General features: G+C 70.5%; 17 protein-coding genes and 1 pseudogene. 4 read left to right on the top strand and 14 right to left on the bottom strand.

The genetic code is table 11. The features are described from left to right. Positions 1-223: 223 nt before the first annotated feature. Positions 224-1,813, bottom strand: a complete 1,590-nt coding sequence (gene serA, locus F8566_RS38355; protein WP_151567165.1) for a phosphoglycerate dehydrogenase — start codon at positions 1,811-1,813, stop codon at positions 224-226. Positions 1,814-2,148: 335 nt separating this feature from the next. On the opposite strand from serA, the gene F8566_RS38350 reads away from it, so the two are divergent. After that, complete coding sequence (locus F8566_RS38350) at positions 2,149-2,490, top strand: hypothetical protein (protein ID WP_151567163.1); 342 nt, start codon at positions 2,149-2,151, stop codon at positions 2,488-2,490. A 98-nt stretch (positions 2,491-2,588) separates the two neighbouring features. On the opposite strand, the gene F8566_RS38345 is transcribed toward F8566_RS38350, so the two are convergent. The 5 genes from F8566_RS38345 to F8566_RS38325 all read right to left on the bottom strand — a co-directional run bounded on the left by F8566_RS38345 (position 2,589) and on the right by F8566_RS38325 (position 9,363). Next, the gene (locus F8566_RS38345) at positions 2,589-3,128 is read right to left on the bottom strand and encodes a thymidylate synthase family protein (RefSeq protein ID WP_225993886.1); all 540 of its coding nucleotides are present in this window, start codon (positions 3,126-3,128) and stop codon (positions 2,589-2,591) included. Positions 3,129-3,567: 439 nt separating this feature from the next. Beyond that, on the bottom strand, positions 3,568-5,130 hold the full coding sequence (locus tag F8566_RS38340) for a DUF2079 domain-containing protein (RefSeq protein WP_192810074.1): 1,563 nt from the start codon (positions 5,128-5,130) through the stop codon (positions 3,568-3,570). 176 nt (positions 5,131-5,306) lie between these two features. Further along, a complete protein-coding gene (locus F8566_RS38335; protein ID WP_151567157.1) occupies positions 5,307-7,991 on the bottom strand; it encodes an FtsX-like permease family protein in 2,685 nt (894 codons plus the stop codon). Continuing rightward, on the bottom strand, positions 7,988-8,758 hold the full coding sequence (locus tag F8566_RS38330) for an ABC transporter ATP-binding protein (RefSeq protein ID WP_151567155.1): 771 nt from the start codon (positions 8,756-8,758) through the stop codon (positions 7,988-7,990). Before F8566_RS38330 ends, F8566_RS38335 begins: the two co-directional genes overlap by 4 nt. Continuing rightward, complete coding sequence (locus F8566_RS38325; protein ID WP_151567153.1) at positions 8,755-9,363, bottom strand: PadR family transcriptional regulator; 609 nt, start codon at positions 9,361-9,363, stop codon at positions 8,755-8,757. The genes F8566_RS38330 and F8566_RS38325 overlap by 4 nt, the downstream gene beginning before the upstream one ends. Before the next feature lie 146 nt (positions 9,364-9,509). On the opposite strand from F8566_RS38325, the gene F8566_RS38320 reads away from it, so the two are divergent. Next, a complete protein-coding gene (locus tag F8566_RS38320; RefSeq protein ID WP_192810073.1) occupies positions 9,510-10,340 on the top strand; it encodes a hypothetical protein in 831 nt (276 codons plus the stop codon). A gap of 84 nt (positions 10,341-10,424) precedes the next feature. On the opposite strand, the gene ilvC is transcribed toward F8566_RS38320, so the two are convergent. From ilvC to F8566_RS38300, 4 genes and pseudogenes are all read right to left on the bottom strand, one after another. Further along, complete coding sequence (ilvC, locus tag F8566_RS38315; protein ID WP_151567151.1) at positions 10,425-11,408, bottom strand: ketol-acid reductoisomerase; 984 nt, start codon at positions 11,406-11,408, stop codon at positions 10,425-10,427. Positions 11,409-11,468: 60 nt separating this feature from the next. Beyond that, positions 11,469-11,993 (bottom strand): acetolactate synthase small subunit, encoded by a 525-nt coding sequence (gene ilvN, locus F8566_RS38310; protein WP_151567149.1) that lies wholly within the window; start codon positions 11,991-11,993, stop codon positions 11,469-11,471. Positions 11,994-11,998: 5 nt separating this feature from the next. Continuing rightward, positions 11,999-13,756, bottom strand: a pseudogene (locus F8566_RS38305) (acetolactate synthase large subunit); the annotation flags it as partial. Between the two features lie 265 nt (positions 13,757-14,021). Then, complete coding sequence (locus F8566_RS38300; RefSeq protein WP_151567144.1) at positions 14,022-17,108, bottom strand: putative bifunctional diguanylate cyclase/phosphodiesterase; 3,087 nt, start codon at positions 17,106-17,108, stop codon at positions 14,022-14,024. Positions 17,109-17,576: 468 nt separating this feature from the next. On the opposite strand from F8566_RS38300, the gene F8566_RS38295 reads away from it, so the two are divergent. Then, positions 17,577-18,674, top strand: coding sequence for a PQQ-dependent sugar dehydrogenase (locus F8566_RS38295; RefSeq protein ID WP_151567142.1), 1,098 nt, complete (start codon positions 17,577-17,579; stop codon positions 18,672-18,674). 52 nt (positions 18,675-18,726) lie between these two features. After that, the gene (locus F8566_RS38290; protein ID WP_151567140.1) at positions 18,727-19,800 is read left to right on the top strand and encodes a PQQ-dependent sugar dehydrogenase; all 1,074 of its coding nucleotides are present in this window, start codon (positions 18,727-18,729) and stop codon (positions 19,798-19,800) included. Positions 19,801-19,803: 3 nt separating this feature from the next. Here the strand turns inward: F8566_RS38290 and F8566_RS38285 are convergent, their stop codons facing one another. The 4 genes from F8566_RS38285 to gatC form a co-directional block, all read right to left on the bottom strand. Beyond that, a complete protein-coding gene (locus F8566_RS38285) occupies positions 19,804-20,580 on the bottom strand; it encodes a DUF4253 domain-containing protein (protein ID WP_151567138.1) in 777 nt (258 codons plus the stop codon). Positions 20,581-20,677: 97 nt separating this feature from the next. Then, positions 20,678-22,180 carry an Asp-tRNA(Asn)/Glu-tRNA(Gln) amidotransferase subunit GatB gene (gene gatB / locus F8566_RS38280; RefSeq protein WP_151567136.1) on the bottom strand — a complete coding sequence of 501 codons (1,503 nt, stop codon included), beginning with the start codon at positions 22,178-22,180 and terminating at the stop codon, positions 20,678-20,680. After that, a complete protein-coding gene (gatA, locus tag F8566_RS38275) occupies positions 22,177-23,682 on the bottom strand; it encodes an Asp-tRNA(Asn)/Glu-tRNA(Gln) amidotransferase subunit GatA (protein ID WP_192810072.1) in 1,506 nt (501 codons plus the stop codon). Before gatA ends, gatB begins: the two co-directional genes overlap by 4 nt. Continuing rightward, a complete protein-coding gene (gene gatC / locus F8566_RS38270) occupies positions 23,682-23,981 on the bottom strand; it encodes an Asp-tRNA(Asn)/Glu-tRNA(Gln) amidotransferase subunit GatC (RefSeq protein ID WP_151567132.1) in 300 nt (99 codons plus the stop codon). The genes gatA and gatC overlap by 1 nt, the downstream gene beginning before the upstream one ends. Positions 23,982-24,079 lie beyond the last annotated feature (98 nt).

Raw genomic sequence — 24,079 nt, 5'->3', positions numbered from 1 at the left:
CCAGCACGTCGCTCCGCAGCGGGGTGCCGGCCTGCCGTTCAGGCCCCGCTGCGGCAGCGAAGGATTACTACGAAGCGCCGCATGACTCCCACCACGTTACCTTCGGATGCCGTGAAGTGTCCCGACCCGTGGCCAAAGTTCTCGCATAGTGAGATGATCAAGCGTCCACCTGCGAAAACCAAAAGGCCGTGATCCCGCGTACGGGATCACGGCCTGGTGGCGGTCAGGACTCCAGGTCGACCCGGCGGCCCATGTCGGCGCCGATCGCGGCCTTGATGCCGTCGACGAGCTGGGCCGGGATGGCCGAGTCGACGGTAAGCGCGATCAGCGCCTGGGCGCCCTTGGCGGCCCGGCCGACCTGCATGCTGGCGATGTTGACGCCGCTCTCGCCGAGCAGCTTGCCCACGACGCCGACGATGCCGGGCCGGTCGGTGTAGGTGAAGAACGCCATGTGCTCGGTCGGCACGAGCTCCATGTCGTAGCCGTTGATCTCGATGATCCGCTCGATGTGCTTGGGGCCGGTGAGCGTGCCGGAGACCGAGATCACCGTGCCGTCGGCCATCGTGCCGCGCACCTGGACCACGTTGCGCCAGTCGGGCGAGTCCTCGCTCGTCGTCAGCGTGACCTCGACACCGCGGTCACGGGCCAGCAGCGGCGCGTTGACGAACGTCACCGCCTCCTCGATCACGTCGACGAAGACGCCCTTGAGCGCGGCCAGCTCCAGCACCTTGACGTCATGGCCGGTGATCTCGCCGCGTACGACCACGTCCAGCCGGACCGGCACGCCGCCGGCCAGCGCGGTGAAGATGCGGCCGAGCTTCTCGGCGAGCGGGAGGCCGGGCTTGACGTCCTCGGCGACCGCGCCGCCCTGGACGTTGACCGCGTCGGGCACGAACTCGCCGGACAGCGCCAGCTTGACCGAGCGGGCGACCTGGGTGCCGGCCTTCTCCTGCGCCTCGTGGGTGCTGGCCCCCAGGTGCGGGGTGACCACGACGTTGTCGTGGTGGAACAGCGGGCTGTCGGTGCAGGGCTCGGTGCTGAACACGTCGATGCCGGCGCCGGCCACCCGGCCGTCCTTGATCGCGAGGTCGAGCGCCTCCTCGTCGACGATCCCGCCGCGGGCGGCGTTGACGATGCGCACGCTCGGCTTGACCCGGTGCAGCTCCTTGTCGCCGATGAGCCCGAGGGTCTCCGGCGTCTTGGGCAGGTGCACGGTGATGAAGTCGCTCTCGCCCAGCAGCTCGTCGATGCTGACGAGCTTGACGCCGAGCTGGGCGGCGCGGGCGGCCTGCACGTACGGGTCGTACGCGATCACGTTCATGTCGAACGCGGCCAGCCGCTGGGCGACCAGCACGCCGATGCGGCCGAGGCCGAGTACGCCGACGGTCTTGCCCTGCAACTCGACGCCGGTGTAGCGGGACCGCTTCCACTCCCCCTGCTTGAGGGCGGTGTGGCCCTGCGGCACGTTGCGCGCGGTCGCCAGCAGCAGCGCGATCGCGTGCTCGGCGGCGGTGACGATGTTGGAGGTCGGCGCGTTGACGACCATGACGCCGGCCTTGGTGGCGGCCTCGACGTCGACGTTGTCGAGGCCGACGCCGGCCCGCGCCACGACGCGCAGCTTCTTGGCGTGCTGGAAAACCTCGGCGGTGACCTTGGTGGCGCTGCGGACGATCAGCGCGTCGACGTCGGCGACGGCCGGGAGCAGCTGCTCGCGGTCGGCCCCGTCGACGGAACGGACCTCGAAATCGGACTCCAGTACCGCGATGCCGGCCGGAGAGAGTTCTTCAGCGACGAGGACGACAGGCTTGCTCAAGGAACAGTCCTTAGGAAGGTAGATGTGCAGGTGATGTGCAGGATTGAAGTCGCGACTCACCTCGTCGTGCGCGCGCCCCGTTGCCCGAGTCTATCCCGCACCCGCGCCCCGCTCGGCGGAGAGCCGGACTCGCACCCGAACACCCCTTTCGTCCCCGCCACTCGAACGCCGCGCTCCTATACCCGATGAATCACCAAGCCTGGAACGATCCATCATGTGATGTGGATCACTCAAGATCATTTTCCGGATATTTCAAGATCGTTTTCTGGATACGGTCGCGCCGCGGCTCATCACCCGCGCCTCATCCGAATCTGACAAGCATCGGAAGGTCTCCCATGAGGAAACTCCTGGTCACCCCCGCCATCGGAGCGTTCGCCATCGGCGCCGTGATGGCCACCGCCCCGACAGCGTCCGCCGCTTCCCAGGACGCGACCATTCAGCGCTGCACCCATGCCGGGGCCGTCGCAAACACCGCGCTCTACAAGAAGAAGAAGGCCACGAAGGCCAACAAGGTCGCGTCGATCAAGAAGGGCACGGTGCGCTGCATCGAGCCCTTCTCCAAGACAGAGAAGGGCGCGAAGTACAAGGCGTGCGGCAAGAGCAGCAACAAGTGGATCAAGATCATGAACAACGGCACTGGGCGCTGGGCACCCAAGACCTGCTGGAAGGTCCGGTAAAACCGTTTCACCACCCTGGTGATCCGGTGTGATCGGGGGCCGTCCCATGGGCGGCCCCCGGGGCACCCGGCATCGGGGCTTGGCCCCTGGCCCTGGCGTCAGGCCGCGTTCGGCTCGGGCATGGCGGCCAGGACGGTGGCCACGCCGTTGGCGTCGGCGACCTCGATGTGCGGGACGTCGATGAACACCCGTAGCGGGCCCGGCGGCAGGCCGAGGTCGTCGGCGACCTCGAGCTGGATGCCGCGCAGCGGAACGTAGGCCAGGTAGCCCCGGTAGACGTTCTGCGAACGGAACATCGCGGTCATGATCAGCCGGTAGTCCCGGATGCGGAACGAGAGTGCGGCCAGGCTCGGCACCGCCTCGGCGTCCTCGCCCGGCACGGTCAGCGAGATCCACGCGCTGGTCGTCCACGGCCGGGACCGCAGCAGGTCCGCCACCCAGTGCAGCTGGTGAACGCCGTTCAGGTCCCGCAGCCGCTCGCCGAGCTCGCTGTCCATGGTGCGCCGGGGCCGGTCCTGCGCCCAGCGGGACATCCGCGCGCCGTCCCCGTATTCCCGCAGGATGGGGTCCTCCCAGCTCAGCGAGGCTATTTCGAAGAGGATCGGCGGGCCCTCGATGATCGGGCCGTGGTCCTCCATGCCGGCCTCACCGGCAGCCCATACGTGTCGCAACACGGCAATCCAGGCACGCCCGCAGGTTTCCCAGCGCTGGACGGCCCGGTCTCCTGCCGGCGCCACGTCACGACTCCCCGCCAGTATTCACCCCCGACTGGGGGCCGGTAATCAGGCAATTACCTGCCTCAGGCAATGCGCGCAAGGGAATATATTCCGTCCCGCGCGCGAGGGTCTCCGCCCTTGTCTGCCGATGATGATCGCCACTCATGACTCCGCCCCACCGCCACCACGGCTGCGGTCACATTGAGTGTTTGCCCAGGTGCGGAGGGCTGGCCGCCCGCCGTCGCGACTTTCTCTAAGTATCGGGCAAAGAACGGGAAAACGATAGTGCAAAAGCGGAGAGTTGCGACTTCACTGGCTTTCTGACCAGAGTGATCCTTTTCCTTACCGAACGCACCGGCGTTCAGTAACGGGTCACCTGCTTGCGGTCGCTCTGCGGGATGTTCACCGGCTCGGGGCCCGGCCGGTGGAGCACGATGAAGCCCTCTCGCTGGAAGAGGGTGCGGTAACCGCCCGCGACCAGCACTTCCACGCGCCGTATCTGCTCGTCCCGCGAGCCGAACGGGAACTGCCGCCTGCGGGTGTCGGCGATCACCCACGGCGCGTCACGCGGCTCCCAGTCCCACAACAACACCCGGGTGCGCGTCGAGAGCGCCGGTCCGAGCGGGTTGACCGCCTCGACCAGGGCGCCGTCGGGCACCAGCGCCGCCGCGGCCGCCGCCGCCCGCGCTCGCTCGTTCCGCCGGTAGAACGAGGCGTCGCCGAACTCACCGAACGAGAAGTACGGCACCGTCACGACCGCGGCGACGAGGAGCCCCACGGCCGGGACCAGCCTCGAAACACGCCGTAGACGGCGCGGCAGAGCGCGCGGCCACGAGCGGCCGGCGAGCAGGCGGCGGAGCCGGACCGCCCCGTCCACGGAGGCGAGCAGCAGGACCGCGATCAGGAAGGCGTTGTAGTGATAGCGGGCTTCCCACCAGTTGGGTATCCGGTCGGCGAGCATCCGTTCGGCGAGCAGGGGAACGGCCGTCAGCGTCAGCGGGGACGCCAGCGGCAGGAGCAACAAGGGCAGGACGAGCAGCGCCATCGTCTCGAGCTTCATCGGCGGGGTGCCGAGTGCCTTCACCGCGTCCCAGGGATGGGTCAGCAGGTGCAGTGCCGCGCTCGGCAGATCGGGCCCGAACGAGCCGTACGCCCAGTAGTAGTCGTCGTCACCGCCGAAAGCCGAGATCAGAACGCGCGAGCTCACCCACGTCGCGACCAGGCCGACAAGGACATGGATCGCCCCGGCCCTTCGTTCTCCCCGCCGGGTGAGCAGGTACAGGCCGAACCCCGCCAGCAGCAGGCCCATGTCCTCCTTGACCAGCAGCAGCATCCCGGCCATGAACGCCGCCTGCCCGCGCCGGCCGGCGTCGTGTCGCTCGACCATCAGCGCCGAGAGCAGCGGCACGAACGCGACCTCGTGGAAGTCGAAGGCGAGGGCCTCTGCGATCGGCCACCCCAGCGTGTAGGCGCCGGCGACGCAGTACGCCGCGGCACTTCCGAGCCTGCGTTCGGTGTAGAGCCAGATCGGCACGAAGGCCAGCGCCAGGAGCACGGCCTGGGCGATCACCAGTGTCTCCGGCCCGTCATGGATCCAGTAGAGCGGGGCGAGCACCGCCAGCATCGGCGAGAAATGGTCACCGAGGATGGAGAAGCCGGGGCCGAAGCCGTTGTGCACACCCTTGACCATGGCCACCGGCAGCCCGAACCGGCTGTACGACCGGATCGCCTGGTCGAAGATCACAAGGTCGTACGTGCTCGCGCGGAACGTGTGGATGCGCAGCAAGGAGTACGTCGCGTACAGCACGGCTGCGGCGGCGACCAGCAGGGCAAGGGGCAGTCGCGGCCGAACCCGGGACCGCCGAACACGCGCCGGGGCCTCGTCGCCGTCCGCCTTCTCGCTCACCGCAACCGCCTCAGCCACGCGCCAGGAGGCTACCAGTCCGACGCACGAGACCAAGCCGCCCAAACCGGCTCCCCGGCCACATCCCCTGGCGTGCGATCACCCAGACGCGCCACCGGACGCGGCCCACCGGACGCGGCCACCCGAGCGCGGCCGCCCGAGCGGGCGGGCGGCCGCGCTTGCAGCGATCAAGCGGGTTAGGCGGCTCCTCGCCGGACCATCGGGAGCCGGGAGCGGGTGAAGAGGCCCGCGGCGAGCATGGCGATCAGCGGGACCACGATCCCGATGGCCCCCAGCAGCTCCCAGGGGATGGCGACGATCGTGCCGTGGGACATGGTGTCGATCGAGCCCGGTTCCGCAGGTGCGCGGTCCTGGCTGGTGAGCGGCCGGGCGACGGCGATGCCCGGTGCCAGCCCGGCCAGCATGCCGAGCCAGCACCCGAGGATCGCGATGAACCCGGCCTGCCCCATCATCAGCAGCCGGCGGGTCCGTGGCCGGGCCCCCACTGCGGCGAGCGTGGCCAGGTCGGGCCGGGAGTCCGCGGCCGAGAGCCCGGTGGCGATCAGCGAGCCGCCCAGGACCATCAGCGTCCCGGCCAGGCCGAGGAACAGCAAGATCTGGCTGAACGACTCGGTGAAGCCGCGCTCGACGTAGACGTCGGGCGAGTTGAGGTCGCTCGCGATCCCGTTGAGCCGCTCCTGGAGGCGGGACTGCTCGTCCTTGGTCACCCGGTGGTCGGCCCGGTCGATCCCGAACCCGCTGGTGTCGAACGGCAGCCCGACCTTCGTCGCGACGGCGGGCGGCACCATCGCCCGCACCCCGGTCGCCTCGGGGACCGCGATCGCGGGCAGCCGGCCGAACGACCGGACCACCTTCTCCTTGTCCTCCGCGTACTCCTTCACGTGGACCGGGACCGTGCCCCCGGCAGGCGGCTTCACGTGGAAGAGAACGATCTTCCCTGCGGTGAGGGCGGCGGACACGGCCGGATCGTCGCGGCCGAGCAGCAACCGGGCCTCCCGCGGCCCGCCGACCAGGTTGTCGATCACGATGGTCTCGGGCCCGTTGTAGACCCTGCCGAACGTCGCGTACGGGCACTTGCCGGGCCCTGGCTCCCTGCAGATCCGGTCCTGGCCGGGCAGGCTCCGCAGCGGGATGGCGGGCACGCCCGGCAACTCGCGCGCGACCGCCTGGCGCATCCGTTCGGTCAGCGCGTTCTGGTCGCCCTCGTGCGCCGTCCCCCGGATCATCGTGGAGCCCATGGGCAGCTGTGGCCGGTATTCCTGCCGGTTCTGGGCGAAGTCGCTCGCGCCCCCGATGGCGAGCGCGGTGATCCCGGCGACGGCGGCCATGATCGCTGCGACGGCGGGCGCGGCGCGGCCCCGGTTGCGAGCGCCGTCGCGGACCGCCAGCCGCATGGGCAGCGGCAGCGGACCCGCGATACGGCCGGCCACGCCCACCACCCATGGTCCGATCATCACGCAGCCGATGATGATCGCGATCGCGCCGAGGGCGGCCCCGAACTCTCGCCAGAGCCGGACACCGACCAGGCACAGGACGATGCCCCCGATGATGAGCGCGCCACCGGCGATCGGCCAGCCGCCCCGCGAGCGGGCCTGGTCGCGGCGCCCGCCGAGAGCGGCCACGACGTCCATCCGGGCGGCCTGCCTGGCCGGCATGTACGCGGCGGCCAGCCCGCTGAGCGCGCCGAGCACCATCGGCAACGGGACCAGCGCCCACGGGATCTCGAACGGCCCCATGGGGTTGCCGCTGTACGCCTCGTACACCGGTCCGGCCACGGCGGCGAGCCCGATGCCCGCGGCCGCGCCGAGCAGCGCGGCGGCACCGCCGATGACGATGCCCCCGGCCAGCACGACGGTCCGCAGGTGCCGGGCGTCGCCGCCGCTGGCCGCGACCAGCGCGAGCTGGCGGCGCTGCCTCCGCACCCCGACGGCGAACGCGGGACCGGCCAGCAGCACGACCTCCAGCACCACCATCGCAACGATCATGGCGGCGACCGCCGTGGTGGCGTTGTCGGCCCCGGCGCCCTGCTGGGCCTGCGACGGGATCTGGTCGTCCGGCGGCGGGTTCGTCACCACGGCACGCGAGAGGACGGTGATGCCGAGCTGGTTGAACGCGCGCACGTCGGCCCAGGTGACCGGCTTGCCACCGGTACTGATCAGCCACTGCGTGTTGAGGTCCGCGGTACCCGCGCCGTCCGTCCCTGCCCGGGCGGGGAGCGCACCGGGCAAGGCCACCGCGAGGGAGCGCCCCGGGGACAGCGGATCCTGAACGAAGCCGACCACGCGCTTCTGCGCGCCGGTGCCCTCGATCTTGGCGGAGGCGCCGATCCGGAAGCCGCGTTCACCGAACTCGGCGGGCAGCGCCACCTCGCCGGCCGTGGCGGGCAACCGTCCCTCGGTGACCCTGAAGAGACCGGTGGTCAGCGGATCGCGCAAGTCGACCTCGGTGGCCTCCGCCTGCAGCACTCCGCGCTCAGTCCTGATCGCCAGTGTCTTGCCCCCGACGTACAGAAGGGCCTTGCTGCCCGGACCGTACTTCGCCTGGACCTGGCGGGTGATCTCCTCAGTGGTCCACGGCTTGGGCGCTTCGTCTGCGCCACCGCCGAAGGACGTCTCGGTGGGGTCCTGTTCCACGGGTGACCGTGCCACGCCGGTGAGCCGCGCGTCAGCCCTGCCCAGGTCGTACGGCAGCGATTCGCGCGCGGACCACTCACCCGTCTTGAACAGCACCGACAGTGCCACGATGGCCATGACCGGGAGCCCGATCATGCACAGCACGAGAACCGTCCGCCCCTTGGCCCGCAGGGCGTCCCGCCGGGCGATGCGCAGCGCGACGCCGTACCCGGCGCCGCGACGGCTCACCGGGTCTCCTGCAGGAGGGACTCGGGACCGGGCCGCCCGCCGGTGGCGTCGACCATCCGGCCGTCCCGCAGGAAGATCACCCGGTCGGCCCAGGCGGCGTGCCGGGACTCGTGCGTGACCATGAGACAGGCCGCTCCGGCGTCGCAGCGGGCGCGCAGGATGCGCATGACGTCCTCGCCGGTCTGGCTGTCCAGCGCGCCGGTCGGCTCGTCGGCCAGGACCAGCCGGCGGTCGCCGACCAGGGCCCGGGCGATCGCCACCCGCTGCTGCTGGCCGCCGGACATCTCGTCGGGGAACCGGTCGGCGAGCTCGGGGATGCCCACCTCCTGGAGGGCGAGGGCCGCCTCACGGCGGGCCTGCCGGGCCCGGGCGCCGTCGAGCTCGCGCGGCAACATCACGTTCTCCGCCGCGGTGAGGCTCGGGATCAGGTTCAGGTCCTGGAAGACATAGCCGATGCTGCGGCGGCGGAGCGCCGCGAGCCCGGCCTTGCGCAGCGTGCCCAGGTCGGCGCCCTCGACGACGACGCGACCGCCGGTGGGCGCGTCGAGCCCGCCCGCGAGGGTGAGCAACGTGGACTTGCCGGACCCGGACGGGCCCATCACGGCGACGAACTCCCCCGCCGCCACGGCCAGGCTGATCTCCTGGAGGGCGTGCACGAGGTTGGCGCCGGCACCGTGGTCGCGGGAGACGCCGTGCATCTCCAGGACGGTGTGGGTTCCACCGGCGTGGGGAGGCTCGGCATGGGGAGGATTGGCAAGGACGCTCATCGGCGTCCCCCCTTCGCGGTCTGGGGGGTGCCGGGCCCCTCGGCCGGCACCGGGGCGGGCAGGCCCGGGTGGTCCGCGTGCTCGGCGCGGACGACATAGGCCTCGCAGTGGTCGAGCCAGCGCACCTCGGCCTCGGCCTGGAAGATCATGGACTCGAGGACCAGGCGCCAGGCCCGGTCGCCGGAGTCGGCAGGGATCGCGGGGGCGTCGGCCTTGAGCCGGGTGAGGTCCTGGAGCGACCTCAGGGTCGCGGTGCGCTGGGACTGGACCACCTGGCGGACGTCGATACCGGGGGTCGTCACCGCCATGGCGAGCTTGATGGCCAGCTCGTCGCGGGGCCGGTCGGCACGGGCGATGGGGGTGGCGAACCACTGCCGTACGTCCGCCTCGCCCGCGGGGGTGATCCGGTAGACGAAGCGGCCCTCGTCGTCGGCGCCCACCCGGGTGACGAGCTCGTCCCGTTCGAGCCGGGAGAGGGTGGAGTAGACCTGACCGATGTTCAGCGGCCAGGTCGCCCCGGTGGACGACTCGAACTCGGCGCGCAGCTGGTAGCCATAGCGGGGTCCCTGGGCCAGAAGTGCCAGGAGACCGTGACGGATCGACATGCGTACCAAGTATGCATACGAGGTATCCAGACCGCAATACCGAGTATGCATTCACTGTGACCGGGACGACACGCTGTGCGGATTTCACTGTAGGCGATCTGCCGGAGCCTTACCGTAACGGGTGTCCCCGCCTTCAGGAGAGCCTTGTGTCCTCAGACTGCGCGATCAGTGTGCTCCACGATGTCCTCCGCGTGTACGACCACCGCTTCCTCGACATGGACGACGAGCAACGCGGCCGCTTGCTCCAGGGCACCCGGCAGGTCCTGGGCGAGGGGCTGAGCGACGCCGCCCGCGCCTCGCTTCCCCTCGCGTACCGGCTGCGCGCGTTCTGCATCGTGCACGGCCTGGACGACGAGCTGGAGCGCCTGATCCGTGACGAGGTCGAGGGCGTCAAGGCGGGCGCCGTCGTGGTGGGCGGCCGCGTGTACGCCCTCCATCCGTACCTGCGCGGCGTTCCCCGGCAGGACGCTGACATCACCGGCGAGGTGGGTGTGGAGCACCGGCTCGACGCCGTCTCGTGGCACGGCAAGAAGCTCCGCGTGCGCGGCCATGCGTGCATCGAGCGCATCGAGGCACGCGAGACCAAGGTCGAGGTGCTCCTCCGCGAACGCCGCACCGGGGTCGAGCACCGTTTTCCCGCCGACCCGTGCGAGGACGGCGGCTTCGAGGTCCAGGCCGACCCGGGCGCGTCCGCCGTCGGCCCCGGACGCTGGGACGTGCACGTGTCCGCGTCCGCCCTCGGTGTCACCCGTACGGCCCGCTTCGGAACGATCCGCGGCGACAAGATCAAGACCGAGCCGCAACGGCGAGGGCTCGACTCGACCACCACAGCGAAGATCTACTTCACCAAGGGCGGCCACCTCGCCGTGCTGATCCGCACGGGCAAGAAGCACCCCCGGCTCCGCGCCGCGCTCCGCCGCATCACCCCCCGCGTCCTGGCGCGGGTGATCGACAAACACCGCCCCTCGCTCCGCTGAACGCGACCGGCCTGCGCGCTCAGCGGGGCACGCGAAGGCGGGGGCGCCCGGGGTGGGCGTCCCCGCTTCGGGTGAGGCGCAGGCTCAGTCGTTCAGCCAGCTCATCATCGGACGGAGGGCTGCGCCGGTCTTCTCGATGGGGTGCTCGGCGAGCTCCTCGCGGTACTTGCCGAACTGCACCTGGCCGCCCTCGAACTCGGCGACGAGCTCCTTGGCGAACTGGCCGGACTGGATCTCACCGAGGATCTTCTTCATCTCGGCCTTGGTGTCACGGGTGACCACGCGCGGGCCGCGGGTGTAGCCGCCGTACTCGGCGGTGTCGGACACCGACCAGTACATCTTGGAGATGCCGCCCTCGTACATGAGGTCGACGATCAGCTTCACCTCGTGCAGGCACTCGAAGTAGGCCACCTCGGGCTGGTAGCCGGCCTCGATGAGGGTCTCGAACCCGGCCTTGATCAGCTCGGAGAGCCCGCCGCACAGCACGGCCTGCTCGCCGAAGAGGTCGGTCTCGGTCTCCTCGGTGAAGGTGGTCTTGATGCCGCCCGCGCGCAGGCCGCCGATGGCCTTGGCGTACGACAGCACTAGCGGCCAGCCGTTGCCGGACGGGTCCTGCTCCACGGCCACGATGACCGGTACGCCGCGGCCCGCGGTGTACTGGCGGCGCACCAGGTGACCCGGGCCCTTCGGGGCGACCATGCAGACGTCCACGCCCGCCGGGGGCTCGATGAGGCCGTAGCGGATGTTGAGGCCGTGGCCGAAGAAGAGCGCGTCGCCCTCGACGAGGTTCGGCTTGATGTGCTCCTCGTAGATCCCGCGCTGCAGGTGGTCCGGGGTGAGGATCATGACGAGGTCGGCCTCCTCGACCGCCTCGGCGACCGTGAGCACCCGCAGGCCCTCGGCCTCGGCCTTCTCCCGGCTCTTGGAGCCCTCGGCCAGGCCGACCCGGACGTCCACGCCGGAGTCGCGCAGGGAGAGCGCGTGCGCGTGCCCCTGGCTGCCGTACCCGATCACGGCGACGTGCCGGCCCTGGATGATGCTCAGGTCGGCATCGTTGTCGTAGAACATCTCAGCCACTGTGGTGCTGCCTTTCACTTTCGGTGATGGGTCGTACTTCAGGGGTCGTGCTCACGCGCTGCGCTCGATGGCGCGCAGCGAGCGGTCGGTGATGGAACGGGCGCCGCGGCCGATGGCCACCATGCCCGACTGGACCAGCTCCTTGATGCCGAACGGCTCCAGCACCCGGATGAAGGCCTCCAGCTTGTCGCGGTTGCCGGTGGCCTCGATGGTGACGGCGTCGGGGGCCACGTCGACGACCTTGGCGCGGAACAGCTGGACGGTCTCCAGGACCTGCGAGCGGGTCTCGGCGTCGGCGCGCACCTTGACCAGGATCAGCTCGCGCTGCACCGACTGGGACGGGTCCAGCTCGACGATCTTGAGCACGTTCACCAGCTTGTTGAGCTGCTTGGTGACCTGCTCCAGCGGCAGCTCCTCGACGTTCACCACGATCGTCATGCGGGAGATCTCGGGGTGCTCGGTGGTGCCGACGGCCAGCGACTCGATGTTGAACCCCCGGCGGGAGAACAGGGCCGCCACCCGCGCCAGGATGCCGGGCTTGTTCTCCACCAGGACGGAGAGAGTGTGCATGCTCATCTCGGTCAGTCTCCGTTCTCGAAGTCGGGGGCCAGGTCCCGGGCGATCTTGATGTCGTCGTTGGTGGTGCCGGCGGCGACCATCGGCCAGACCATGGCGTCCTGGTGGACGACGAAGTCGATCACGACGGGGGCGTCGTTGATCTCCATCGCCTTGGCGATGGTGGCGTCGACGTCCTCCGCGCGGTCACAGCGCAACCCCACGCAACCGTACGCCTCGGCCAGCTTCACGAAGTCGGGGATCCGCTTCGAATGGAGATTGGTGTTGGAGTAGCGCTCGTTGTAGAAGAGCGTCTGCCACTGCCGGACCATGCCGAGATTGCCGTTGTTGATGACGGCGATCTTGACCGGGATGCCCTCGATCGCGCAGGTGGCCAGCTCCTGGTTGGTCATCTGGAAGCAGCCGTCGCCGTCGATCGCCCAGACCTGGGTGTCCGGCGCGCCGACCTTGGCGCCCATCGCGGCGGGGACCGCGTAGCCCATGGTGCCCGCGCCGCCGGAGTTGAGGAACGCGCCGGGCCGCTCGTACTTGATGAACTGCGCGGCCCACATCTGGTGCTGGCCGACGCCCGCCACGTAGTAGGCCTCCGGGCCGACCAGCTGGCCGATGCGCTCGATGACGTGCTGCGGTGACAGGGAGCCGTCGTCGGGCTTGTCGTAGCCCAGCGGGTAGGTGTCGCGCCAGGCGTTGAGCTGGCGCCACCAGTCCGCGTAGTCGCCCTTGTGGCCGTTCTCGTGCTCGTTCTGCACCGCGACGATCAGGTCCGCGATGACCTCGCGGGCGTCGCCGACGATCGGGACGTCGGCGTGCCGGTTCTTGGAGATCTCGGCCGGGTCGATGTCGGCGTGCACGACCTTGGCGAAGGGGGCGAAGCCGTCGAGCTTGCCGGTGACCCGGTCGTCGAAGCGGGCGCCCAGGGTGACCAGCAGGTCGGCCTTCTGCAGGGCGCCGACCGCGCCGACGCTCCCGTGCATGCCGGGCATGCCCATGTGCAGCGGGTGGCTGTCGGGCAGCGCGCCCTTGGCCATCAGGGTCGTGACGACGGGCGCGCCGGTCAGCTCGGCGAGGACCTTGAGCTCGGCCGAGGCGCCGGCCTTGATGACGCCGCCGCCCACGTACAGCACCGGGCGCTCCGCCTCGACGATCAGCCGTGCCGCCTCGCGCACCTGCTTGGAGTGCGGCCGGGTGACGGGCCGGTAGCCCGGAAGCTGCATCTGCACCGGCCACTCGAAGCCGAACGTGGCCTGCAGCGCGTCCTTGGAGATGTCGACCAGGACCGGGCCGGGGCGGCCGGTGGAGGCGATGTGGAACGCCTCGACGATCGTGCGGCCGATGTCCTCCGCCCTCGTCACCAGGAAGTTGTGCTTGGTGATCGGCATCGTGATGCCCGCGATGTCCGCCTCCTGGAAGGCGTCCGTGCCGATCGAGGCGCTCGGGACCTGACCGGTGATCGCCACCATGGGGACCGAGTCCATGTACGCGTCGGAGATCGGCGTGACCAGGTTGGTGGCGCCCGGGCCGCTGGTGGCCATGCACACGCCGACCTTGCCGGTCACCATCGCGTAGCCCTGCGCGGCGTGCCCGGCGCCCTGCTCGTGGCGGACGAGGATGTGGCGCAGCTTCTTCGAGTCGAAGAGCGGGTCGTACGCCGGGAGGATCGCCCCTCCGGGGATGCCGAACACCGTATCGACGCCGACGTTCTCCAGGGCGCGGACCAGCGCCTGGGCTCCCGTCATCTGTTCGGTCGTCATGTTCCTGTTTCCTTGGGGAGAGTCGGGCTGAAGGGCTTTGCGGCTAACACGGCCAACAAAAAACCCCCGCCGCCGGTTGGCGGTCGAGGGGCGCGCGCAGGTGGAAGTGCTTGATCAGCCTGCGCGCCGACCAAGTACTACGAGAATGATGGAACCGCTCTGCACGGAAGCCACTTTCGCCGACTTCCCGGCGTGGGTCAAATCCTTGGACATATTGTCTCGACATATGAGACTGGGGAGGTCGGGCCCCGCCCGAGCGAGGCCTCCCGTAGCCAGATCAGCCCGGTGAAAGCGCCGTTCCTTCCAGCGGCAGGGTGGTCCCTCCTGCGACGTCCGGCGCGCCGAGATTGGTGCGGACCAGGGATTCGACACGTCCGGCGGCCATGGGCCGGGCCACCAGGAAGCCTTGCCCGCGCGGGCAGTCCATCTCGCGCAGCAGCTCCAGCTGCTCGGGCCGTTCGATGCCCTCGGCGACCACGGTCAGCCCGAGGTCGCGCCCGAGCCGCACGATCGTCCTGGTGAGCAGCGTGAGCGTCTCGTCGGATCCCAGCCCGGCCACGAACGACGGGTCGATCTTGATGATGTCCACCGGGAGCTGGCCGAGGTAGGCCAGCGAGGCATAGCCCGTGCCGAAGTCGTCGATCGCGAGCCGGACGCCCAGATCGCGCAACGCCGACAGGCGTTCCACGCTCTGCCCGGCGTCCTCGACCAGCACCTCCTCCTTCACCTCGAGGGTGAGGGCCTGCGGCGGCAGCCCGGTCTCCTCCAGCGCGGCCGCGACCGACTCCACGAACCGCGGCGCGGCGATCTGGCGGGCGGTGAAGTTGACCGACAACCCCACCTCCCAGGACTCGCGCCGCCAGCGCGCCACCTCGCGGCAGGCCTCGCGCAGCACCCAGTCCCCCAGCGGGATCATCAGGCCGGACACCTCGGCGGGGCCGATGAACTCCTCCGGCGGCACGGCGTCGTTCCCCCGCCACCAGCGCACCAGGGCCTCCACGCCGGTGACCCTGGACGTGGCGAGCTCGACCACCGGCTGGAACTCGACGGTGAACTCCTCCTCGGCCAGCGCGCGCTGCAGGTCGCTGCCGAGCTCCAGGCGCCGTACGACGTCGGCGTGCATGTGCGGGGCGAAGACCTCGACCCGCCCGCCGCCCAGCTCCTTGGCGCGTGCCATCGCGAGGTCGCCGTTCCGGATCAGCTCCGCCGCGTTCCGCCGCAGCCGCCGCCCAGCGTTCAGGGACCCGTCCGCCTCCCCCGGGGTCTCCGCGCCATGACCGGCGCCACGCTGGCCGTCCAGCTCGATGCCGGAGACGGTGCCAGGGGTGCCGCCGAGCGCGTTGCCGGACACGGTGCCCGGCTCCTGGTCGACCACGAAGGCGATCCCGACGCTGGCGGTGAGCACGATGCCCTTGCTGCCGACGCGGTACGGCTCGACCGAGAGCACGCGCAGCAGCCGTTCGGCGAGCTCGACCGCCGTCTGCGTCTCGGCGGGATTCTCCACGAGGACGGCGAACTCGTCGCCGCCCCAGCGGGCCACGGTGTCGTCGGCCTGGACCGTGGCCCGCAGCCTGCGGGCCGCCTGCGCCAGCACCTGGTCGCCCGCCGCGTGCCCCGCGGAGTCGTTGACCGCGGTGAAGCCGTCCAGGTCGGCGAAGACCACGGCGACCTTGCCGCCGCACTCCTTGCGGGACAGCACCTCGCGGGTGCGCTCCTCGAAGTAGGCACGGTTGGGCAGGCCCGTCAGGCCGTCGTGGAACGTCAGGTGGGTGACCTGGCGTTGCAGGGCGGCCTGCTCGCTCAGGTCGCGCGTGGTGACCAGCAGCCGGCCCGGCGCCTCCCCCGTACCGCTGTAGCGGGAGATCGTCGATTCGGTCGGCAGCCAGGTCCCGTCGGCCGCCCGTACCCGGCAGGACACCCGGAGCGTGTCGGGCACCGGGTCGTCGTCGGCCGTGGTCGTGCCCTCCTCGGCCTTCAGGAACTCGGAGAAGACGTCCTGGACATGCGGCACGTCCTCCGGATGGATGATCTCGTGCAGCGGGCGGCCGAGCAGCTCGTCCGGGGCGTAGCGGTAGGTGCGGAGCGCTCCGGCACTGGCGTACTGCACGACCGCGTCGAGGTCGCAGATCAGCACCGCGTCGTTGATGCTCTCCGAGAGAGCCCGGAAGTGTTCCTCGCCGGTGTCGACGGCGCGCCGCAGGCCGTCGTTCTCGCGCAGGAGCCCGGCCAGCCGGACGAGCAGCACGATGGTCGCCGACCCCGCCACCAGCGAGACGACGGGCTCCAGCCCGTCGGTCCCGGCGAGCCCGCGGCCCGCCACGAAGAGGGTGGCCGCGGCCGCCACGGCGGCCGGCGCGAGCCCGGGGCCGATCATCCGGCCGGGTTCGTCGGCCGACTCGCGGATCCTGCTGCCGCTGGGCCCGTTCCAGGGCACGAGCGCGAGCATCAGCAGGCCGCCCAGACGCAGGATGTCGGCGGGATCGTCGGCCACGGCGCCGCCCCGCAGCCGGACGGTCAGGCTCACCACGTCCGCGGCGGCGAACGCGACAAGCGCCACGTACCCCAGCCAGGCCGAACGCCGGTGCCCGCGCGCGGCACCGAGGACGAACGACAGCGCGCCGCACACCAGGACGGTGTCGACGAGCGGGTAGAGCAGTTCGAGCAGGAACTCGGCAGGTGTCTCGCCGGACCGCCGGTAGAGGTCGCTGAACAGCGTCACCCAGCCCAGCACGAAGAGGGCGCAGACGCACACGTACGTGTCGCCCGCGTACCGCAGCCAGGTCCGGGCGTCGCGGGGCAGCCTGGTCGGCACGACCATGCCGATCACCAGGGCGATCACGGCGGCCAGGTAGAAGAGGTCGAAGACCGACGCCGACATCGCGCTGCGGCCGGACGAGGGGGAGATGGCCGAGCCGATCGAGCCTACGAGCCAGCAGGCCGCGGCGATCCCGTACCACCGCCAGGACGCGCGCCACTGGGTCTCCCCCTGGCCGCGCGCCGGGGATCCGGCGTCGTCCACCATCGACTCCGCGGCGGTGGGGTCCGGCGGCAGGGCGCCGGGCTGGAAGTCCAGCCGGGAGTCCTCCAGGGTGGAGTCATCCGGCGGGTCGCCGTCAGGCTGGGCCGCGTTCAGCCGGCGGGCCGCGACCAGCAGCGAGCCTGTCGCCGCGGCGGCGGCCGCCACCTCGGCCCAGGCCGTGAAGGCCGAGCCGCCCCACCCCAGCAGGGAGCCGATGGCGTAGAGCACGCCGATGATCGCGACGATGCCGATGGGCACCGCCGAGGACGGCACGCGCCGGGACGTCCGCCGTGCTTCACGGTCACGACCCCGCCCCACCGCCCTCCGAGCGTTCTCGCCGCTCATCGCGCCGTGTCCCTTTCTGCCTTGTGGGAGCGTTCTGCCCCCGCAGCCACTCCGCTGCGCCTATGGAATGTTCGTCCCGAGGAGTTGCCCGGGGACGACCCCCCAGACCCCCGGATAGCTCGCCCGGCCGCTCGGACAACGTTCCGTACGTAGTGGATCGTGCCCCACGCAGGTTGTGCGCCGGGGGGAGCTGGCGGGCACATCCGCTGCGCCGGTCATTCGGTCAGCGACGTTGCTGCAGTGCGGGATCACCGTGATGCTCAATGTACGTTCTGTAGGTCACGGAGCGATTGAGGCTCAGCGTCCACCCGGCGACAAACATCGTCGGCGGCCCTGCTTACCGCGAAGTCTCGCCATGGATCGCCGCCTTAGCGGCGACTTGTCCCACGTCACCTTCCCTAGGGCACGGTGCCGTCACGTCAAGGGAAGGTCGTTGTGCCGCGGGCGCCACTGTGTCTTGATTGCCCTATGCGCCGTACTTCCGCTCTCGCGACCGTTGTGACCGTGCTGCTCGTTCTGGGCGCCTGCAGTGGGGACGACGATGGCTCAGACACGTCCGGTGATGATTCACCGACCGCTGCGGACTCGGCGCAGCCGTCGTCCTCGCCCACCGGCACGGCACGCCCCGGCGAGCCGCAGGCCATCGTCAAGAACCGCAAGGTCACCTGGGGGCTGGCCTTCCTGCCCGGCGGGGACGCGCTGGTGACCGAACGCGAGTCGGCGAAGCTGCTCCGCGTCACCCCGAAGGGCCGGGTCACCGAGATCGGGAAGATCCCGGGCGTGTCGGCGGCCGGCGAGGGCGGCTTGCTGGGGGTCGCGGTCTCCCCCGGCTACGAGACCGACAAGTTCGTGTACGTCTACTTCACGGCGCGGTCCGACAACCGGATCGCGCGTTTCCCGTACGAGGACGGCATCGGCAGGCTGCAGATGCTCGTCACCGGCATCCCCAAGGGCGACTACCACAACGGCGGCCGCCTCGCCTTCGGCCCGGACCGGATGTTGTACGCGTCGACCGGCGAGGCCGGCCGCGAGAACCTCTCCCAGGACAAGAAGTCCCTCGGCGGCAAGATCCTCCGCATGACCCCCGCCGGCGACCCGGCCCCCGGCAACCCGTTCGGCACCCTCGTCTGGACCTATGGACACCGCAACGTGCAGGGCCTGGCATGGGACCCGCAGGGCCGCATGTTCGCCACGGAGTTCGGCCAGGACCGGTTCGACGAGATCAACCAGATCGTGAAAGGACGCAACTACGGCTGGCCCGACGTCGAGGGCATGGGCGGTGACGAGGTGCGTTTCAAACGGCCGGTGCTGACCTGGACGCCGTCCGAGGCCTCCCCGTCCGGCCTGACCTATGCGCAGGGCTCCCTCTGGGCCGCCGCCCTGCGCGGCAAACGCCTCTGGCAGATCCCGCTCTCCCGCAACGGCACCGCCGGACGTCCCATCGCACACTTCAAGGAACGATTCGGACGCGTCCGCGAAGTCGTTCCAGCCCCGGACGGCAAGTCGCTCTGGCTGACCACCGACAACGGCGACAAGGATGGTGTGATCGTCGTACCCCTGACATGACGGAACGGGAACGCGCCCGCGTCCGTATTACAGGCAAACGGAGGGCGGTCCCATGCGAAGACTTGCACTGATCCTGCTTCTACCCCTGGCAGCCTGCTCGTCCGGCAGCGAGGGCGGTGAGGGTACGGCGAGCACCCCGGCACCCATGCCGAGCTCGCCCGGCTCCCTTGGCCAGCCCCGTGACCTGACGACCGGCCTCGCCGTGCCGTGGGCCGTCGCGTTCCTCCCGTCCGGCGACGCCCTGGTGACCGAACGCAACAGCGCCCGCGTCCTCCGGGTCACCCCCCAAGGCCAGGCGACCCCCATCGGCACGGTGCCCGGTGTCGAGGCGGAGGGCGAGGGCGGCCTCATGGGCGTGGCCGTGTCGCCCACGTTCAACCAGGACCGCCTCGTCTACCTGCACTTCACCGCGTCGGACGACAATCGCGTGGTCCGCTTCCGCTACGACGGCAGGATGGGGCCGATCCAGCCCATCGTCACCGGCATCCCCAAGGGCGGCAACCACAACGGCGGCCGCATCGCGTTCGGCCCGGACAAGTTCCTCTACATCGCCACCGGCGAGGTCAACGAAACACAGCTCGCCCAGGACAAGGACTCCCTGGGCGGCAAGATCCTCCGCGTCACCGCCGAGGGCAAGCCCGCCCCCGGCAACCCGTTCAACTCCCGCGTCTGGACCTACGGCCACCGCAACGTGCAGGGCCTGGCCTGGGACGACAAGGGCCGGATGTACGCCACCGAGTTCGGCCAGAACACCTACGACGAGATCAACCGCATCGAGAAGGGCAAGAACTACGGCTGGCCCGAAGTCGAAGGCGTCGGCGGCAAGCCCGAGTACACCGACCCCCTCCTGACCTGGTCGACCGACGAGTCCTCCCCCTCCGGCCTGGCCTACGCGAAGGGCTCCCTCTGGGCCGCCGCCCTCCGCGGCGCCCGCCTGTGGCAGGTCCCCCTCACCGCCGACGGCAAGGCGGCCCGCCCCGTCCCCCACTTCGAGGACCGCTACGGCCGTATCCGCGCCGCCGTCCAAGCCCCCGACGGCGCCCTCTGGATCACCACCAGCAACAAGGACGGCCGAGGCGATCCCCAGCAAGGCGACGACCGCATCCTCACCATCCCCCTCCCTTGAGGGTCAGTCCCACCAGAAGCTCCACTGCCTGGCGCCGACCAACCCGGCCGCGTAGCGCTCGAAATCGTCGCCGATGTTGTCCGGGCAGAATGCGAGGTGCTCGTCCGCCAGATGCCTGGCGTGTTCCAACGTGAGCGGTGGAGCGGCCACCGACACGTGCAGGGTGTCGAATCCCACCGCCACGACGCGCGCCCCGAACCGGTCCTCCCAGGTCCGGACCACCGCCGAGATCTCCTGCGTGTGATTCGTGTGGTTGAGCGGTCCATTCCAGCCGCAAAGAGTCAACGCGTCCGCGCCTCGCCCGGCGGGCACCAAGCCGATCAGCGGGTGCTCTTTTGCGGCGTATGACGCGGCCAGTTCCTGCGCGGCGAGGCCAGGATCCATGAGATCGGCGCCATGGCCCGACGATCCTGCTGGAGGCGCCAGCCCGCGCCACTCACCGAACTCGTCAGGCGTGACCGACTCCCACATGCGGCGGAGGACACCTTCGGCCCCGAGCACATCGATGGTGCCCACCGGCCAGTACCCCAGCTCCCCGGCATGCCACGGCCGGTCAGCGTCGCGGAAGTGACCGCAGAGCAGCAGCGGATAGAGCCCTGTCTCCGTGTGCGCGCCGTAGAGCCGGGCCCACAGGTGATCCGCATCGGGCAGGGGCTCATCGGATACCCAGAGGATCTCCTTGCCCACCCATTGAGGAGGGACGCGGAAATCCTCGGGCACGATCAGACGGCCAGGCGGCAGGCCGTCCGGCAAGGGCGGGAAGGCGGACGGGGAGGCCATGGCGGCGAAACTAGCGCGGGCCACTGACAGTCCCTCGCCAAGGTGCACGGGTGGTTCTACCGGGACTCGGCCGTGTAGGGCCGAGTCCCGGTCAGAGTCAGGAGGCGCCGAGCTTTTCGAGGATGAGCTCGCGGGCGCGGCCCGCGTCGGCCTGGCCTCGGCTCGCCTTCATGACGGCGCCGACGAGGGCGCCGGCGGCGGCGACCTTGCCGCCGCGGACCTTGTCGGCCACGGCGGCGTTGTCGGCGATGACCTGGTCGATGATCGCGGCCAGGGCGCCGTCGTCGGAGACGACCTTGAGGCCGCGGGCGGCGACGACCTCGTCCGGGGTGCCCTCGCCCGCCAGGACGCCCTCGAAGACCTTGCGGGCCAGCTTGTCGTTGAGCTCGCCCGCGACGACCATGGCCTGGATGCGGGCGACCTGGTCGGGTGTGATCGGCAGGGCGGTCAGCTCGACGCCCTGCTCGGTGGCGCGGCGGGACAGCTCGTTCATCCACCACTTGCGGGCGGAGGCCGCGTCGGCGCCCGCCGCGATGGTGGCCTCGATCAGATCGAGGGCGCCGGCGTTGACGACGTCGCGCAGCTCCAGGTCGGACAGGCTCCACTCCCGCTGGACCCGCTTGCGGCGGGCGGCGGGGAGTTCGGGCAGGGTCGCCCGGAGCTCCTCGACCCACTCGCGGGACGGGGCCATGGGGACGAGGTCGGGCTCGGGGAAGTAGCGGTAGTCCTGCGCCTCTTCCTTGCTGCGGCCGCTGGTGGTGACGCCGGTGTCCTCGTGGAAGTGCCGGGTCTCCTGGATGACGCGCCGGCCGGCGTCGAGCACGGCGGCCTGGCGTTCGATCTCGGAGCGGACGGCGCGTTCGACGGAACGGAGCGAGTTGACGTTCTTGGTCTCGGTGCGGGTGCCCCATTCGGAGGCGCCGCGCGGCATCAGCGAGACGTTGACGTCGCAGCGCATGGAGCCCTCCTCCATGCGGACGTCGGAGACGCCGATGGAGCGGACCAGCTCGCGCAGCTCGGTGGCGTAGGCGCGGGCCACGAGGGGGGCCTTGTCGCCGGTGGCCGTGATGGGCTTGGTGACGATCTCCACGAGGGGGATGCCCGCGCGGTTGTAGTCGACCAGCGAGAAGTCGGCGCCATGGATGCGGCCGGTGGCGCCGCCGACGTGCAGCGACTTGCCGGTGTCCTCCTCCATGTGGACGCGCTCGATCTCGACCCGGTACGTCTCGCCCTCGACCTCGATGTCCAGGTGGCCGTCGACGCAGAGAGGCTCGTCGTACTGCGAGATCTGATAGTTCTTCGGCATGTCCGGATAGAAGTAGTTCTTCCGGGCGAACCGGCACCACTCGACGATCTCGCAGTTGAACGCCAGGCCGATCTTGATGATGCCCTCGATGGCGGCGTGGTTGGTCACCGGCAGCGAGCCGGGCAGGCCGAGGCAGACCGGGCAGACCTGGGTGTTGGGCTCGGCGCCGAACGTGGTCGGGCAGCCGCAGAACATCTTCGAGTTCGTGCCGAGCTCGATGTGGGTCTCGATGCCCAGCACCGGCTCGTACCGGGTCAGCGCCTCTTCGTACTTGACGATGGTCGGCGTGGTCACTTGGCAGCCTCCGCGAGCTCGGGGGCCTTGGCCAGCAGCGGGCCACCCCAGCGGTCTTCCAGGGCCTTCTCGACGGCGGCGCCCACGCGGTAGACGCGGTCGTCGCCGAGGACGGGGGCCATGATCTGCAGGCCGACCGGCAGCCCGTCCTCGTCGGCGAGGCCGCACGGCACCGAGATGGCCGCGTTGCCGGTGAGGTTTGACGGGATCGTGCACAGGTCGGCGAGGTACATCGCCATCGGGTCGTCGGCGCGTTCACCGATCGGGAACGCGGTCGTCGGCGTGGTCGGCGAGACCAGCACGTCGACCTGCTCGAAGGCGTTGTCGAAGTCGCGCGCGATGAGCGTGCGGACCTGCTGCGCCTTGCCGTAGTACGCGTCGTAGTAGCCCGACGAGAGCGCGTAGGTGCCGAGCATGATGCGCCGCTTGACCTCGGGGCCGAAGCCCTGCGCCCGGGTCAGCGCCATGATCTCCTCGGCGCTGCGGGTGCCGTCGTCGGCGACGCGCAGGCCGTACCGCATCGCGTCGAAGCGCGCCAGGTTGGACGACGCCTCGGACGGCGCGATCAGGTAATAGGCGGGCAGCGCGTAGGCGAACGACGGGCAGCCCACCTCGACGACCTTGGCGCCCAGCGACTCCAGCAGCTCAACGGTCTCGTTGAAGCGGTTGAGCACGCCCGCCTGATAGCCCTCGCCGGCGAACTCCTTGACCACGCCGACGCGCAGGCCGTTGACGTCGGCGCGCCGCGCGGCCTCGACGACCGGCGGCACAGCACGGTCAATCGACGTGGAGTCCATCACGTCGTGCCCGCTGAACGCCTCGTGCAGCAGTGCCGCGTCGAGCACGTTCCGGGCGAACGGGCCAGGCGTGTCGAGCGAGGAGGCGAACGCGATGATCCCGTACCGGGACGAGCCGCCGTAGGTCGGCTTGGTTCCCACGATGCCGGTGACGGCCGCGGGCTGCCGGATCGAGCCGCCGGTGTCGGTGCCGGTGGACAGCGGCGCCTGGTACGCGGCGACCGCGGCCGACGAGCCGCCGGACGAACCACCCGGCACCCGCGACAGGTCCCACGGGTTGCGGGTCACGCCGTACGCGCTGTTCTCGGTGGAGGAGCCCATCGCGAACTCGTCCATGTTGGTCTTGCCGAGGATCACCAGCCCCGCCTTGCGCAGCCGCGCAGTGACCGTCGCGTCGTACGGGGGCCGCCAGCCTTCAAGGATCTTGGACCCCGCGGTAGTGGGCATGTCCGTCGTCGTGAAGACGTCCTTGTGCGCGATCGGCACCCCTGCCAGCGGCCCGAGCTCCTCGCCGCCCGCCCGCCGCTCATCGACCCGGCGCGCCTGCGCCAGCACGGCCTCGTCATCGACGTGCAGAAAGGCATGCACCTGACCGTCCACAGCCCGCACCCGTTCAAGGTGCGCCTGGGCGACCTCCACCGCAGAGGCCTCACCGGACGCGATCAGCGCACCCAGCTCCGCAGCCGACTTCTTGATCAGAGTCATCACGCCTCCTCGTCCAGGATCCGCGGAACCCGGAAGCGCTGCTCCTCGGCGGCCGGAGCGCCCGCCAGGGCCTGCTCCGGGGTGAGGGACGGCCGGACCTCGTCCGCCCGGTAGACGTTGGTCAGCGGCAGGGCGTGCGAGGTCGGCGGGATCTCCTCCGCGGTGACCTCCTGCACCCGCGCGACCGCGGAAATGATCTGATCGAGCTGGGCCGCGAGGTGATCGAGCTCGTCCTCGCCGAGCGCCAGCCGGGACAGCCGGGCGAGGTGAGCCACCTCGTCACGGGTGATGGCCGACATGTGCAAACACCGTTCCTGGCGATCGATTGGATTGACGACCATCCTATGGCCGCACCGACCTACGGCCGACCGCATTACGAGGTGGACGATCTGTTTCA

This window comes from Actinomadura rudentiformis (assembly GCF_008923185.1).
Taxonomy (GTDB): Bacteria; Actinomycetota; Actinomycetes; order Streptosporangiales; family Streptosporangiaceae; genus Spirillospora; species Spirillospora rudentiformis.
This window is presented reverse-complemented; position numbering and strand designations above follow the sequence as displayed.

Bases quoted from the DNA above. Each gene is read 5' to 3' on its own strand.
- ilvN (WP_151567149.1), bottom strand. From the start codon at position 11,993: ATGAGCATGCACACTCTCTCCGTCCTGGTGGAGAACAAGCCCGGCATC.
- F8566_RS38345 (WP_225993886.1), bottom strand. From the start codon at position 3,128: ATGGAGGACCACGGCCCGATCATCGAGGGCCCGCCGATCCTCTTCGAA.
- F8566_RS38325 (WP_151567153.1), bottom strand. From the start codon at position 9,363: ATGTCGATCCGTCACGGTCTCCTGGCACTTCTGGCCCAGGGACCCCGC.
- F8566_RS38350 (WP_151567163.1), top strand. From the start codon at position 2,149: ATGAGGAAACTCCTGGTCACCCCCGCCATCGGAGCGTTCGCCATCGGC.
- F8566_RS38300 (WP_151567144.1), bottom strand. From the start codon at position 17,108: ATGAGCGGCGAGAACGCTCGGAGGGCGGTGGGGCGGGGTCGTGACCGT.
- F8566_RS38295 (WP_151567142.1), top strand. From the start codon at position 17,577: ATGCGCCGTACTTCCGCTCTCGCGACCGTTGTGACCGTGCTGCTCGTT.
- ilvC (WP_151567151.1), bottom strand. From the start codon at position 11,408: ATGTTCTACGACAACGATGCCGACCTGAGCATCATCCAGGGCCGGCAC.
- F8566_RS38290 (WP_151567140.1), top strand. From the start codon at position 18,727: ATGCGAAGACTTGCACTGATCCTGCTTCTACCCCTGGCAGCCTGCTCG.
- gatC (WP_151567132.1), bottom strand. From the start codon at position 23,981: ATGTCGGCCATCACCCGTGACGAGGTGGCTCACCTCGCCCGGCTGTCC.
- F8566_RS38330 (WP_151567155.1), bottom strand. From the start codon at position 8,758: ATGAGCGTCCTTGCCAATCCTCCCCATGCCGAGCCTCCCCACGCCGGT.
- gatA (WP_192810072.1), bottom strand. From the start codon at position 23,682: ATGACTCTGATCAAGAAGTCGGCTGCGGAGCTGGGTGCGCTGATCGCG.
- F8566_RS38285 (WP_151567138.1), bottom strand. From the start codon at position 20,580: ATGGCCTCCCCGTCCGCCTTCCCGCCCTTGCCGGACGGCCTGCCGCCT.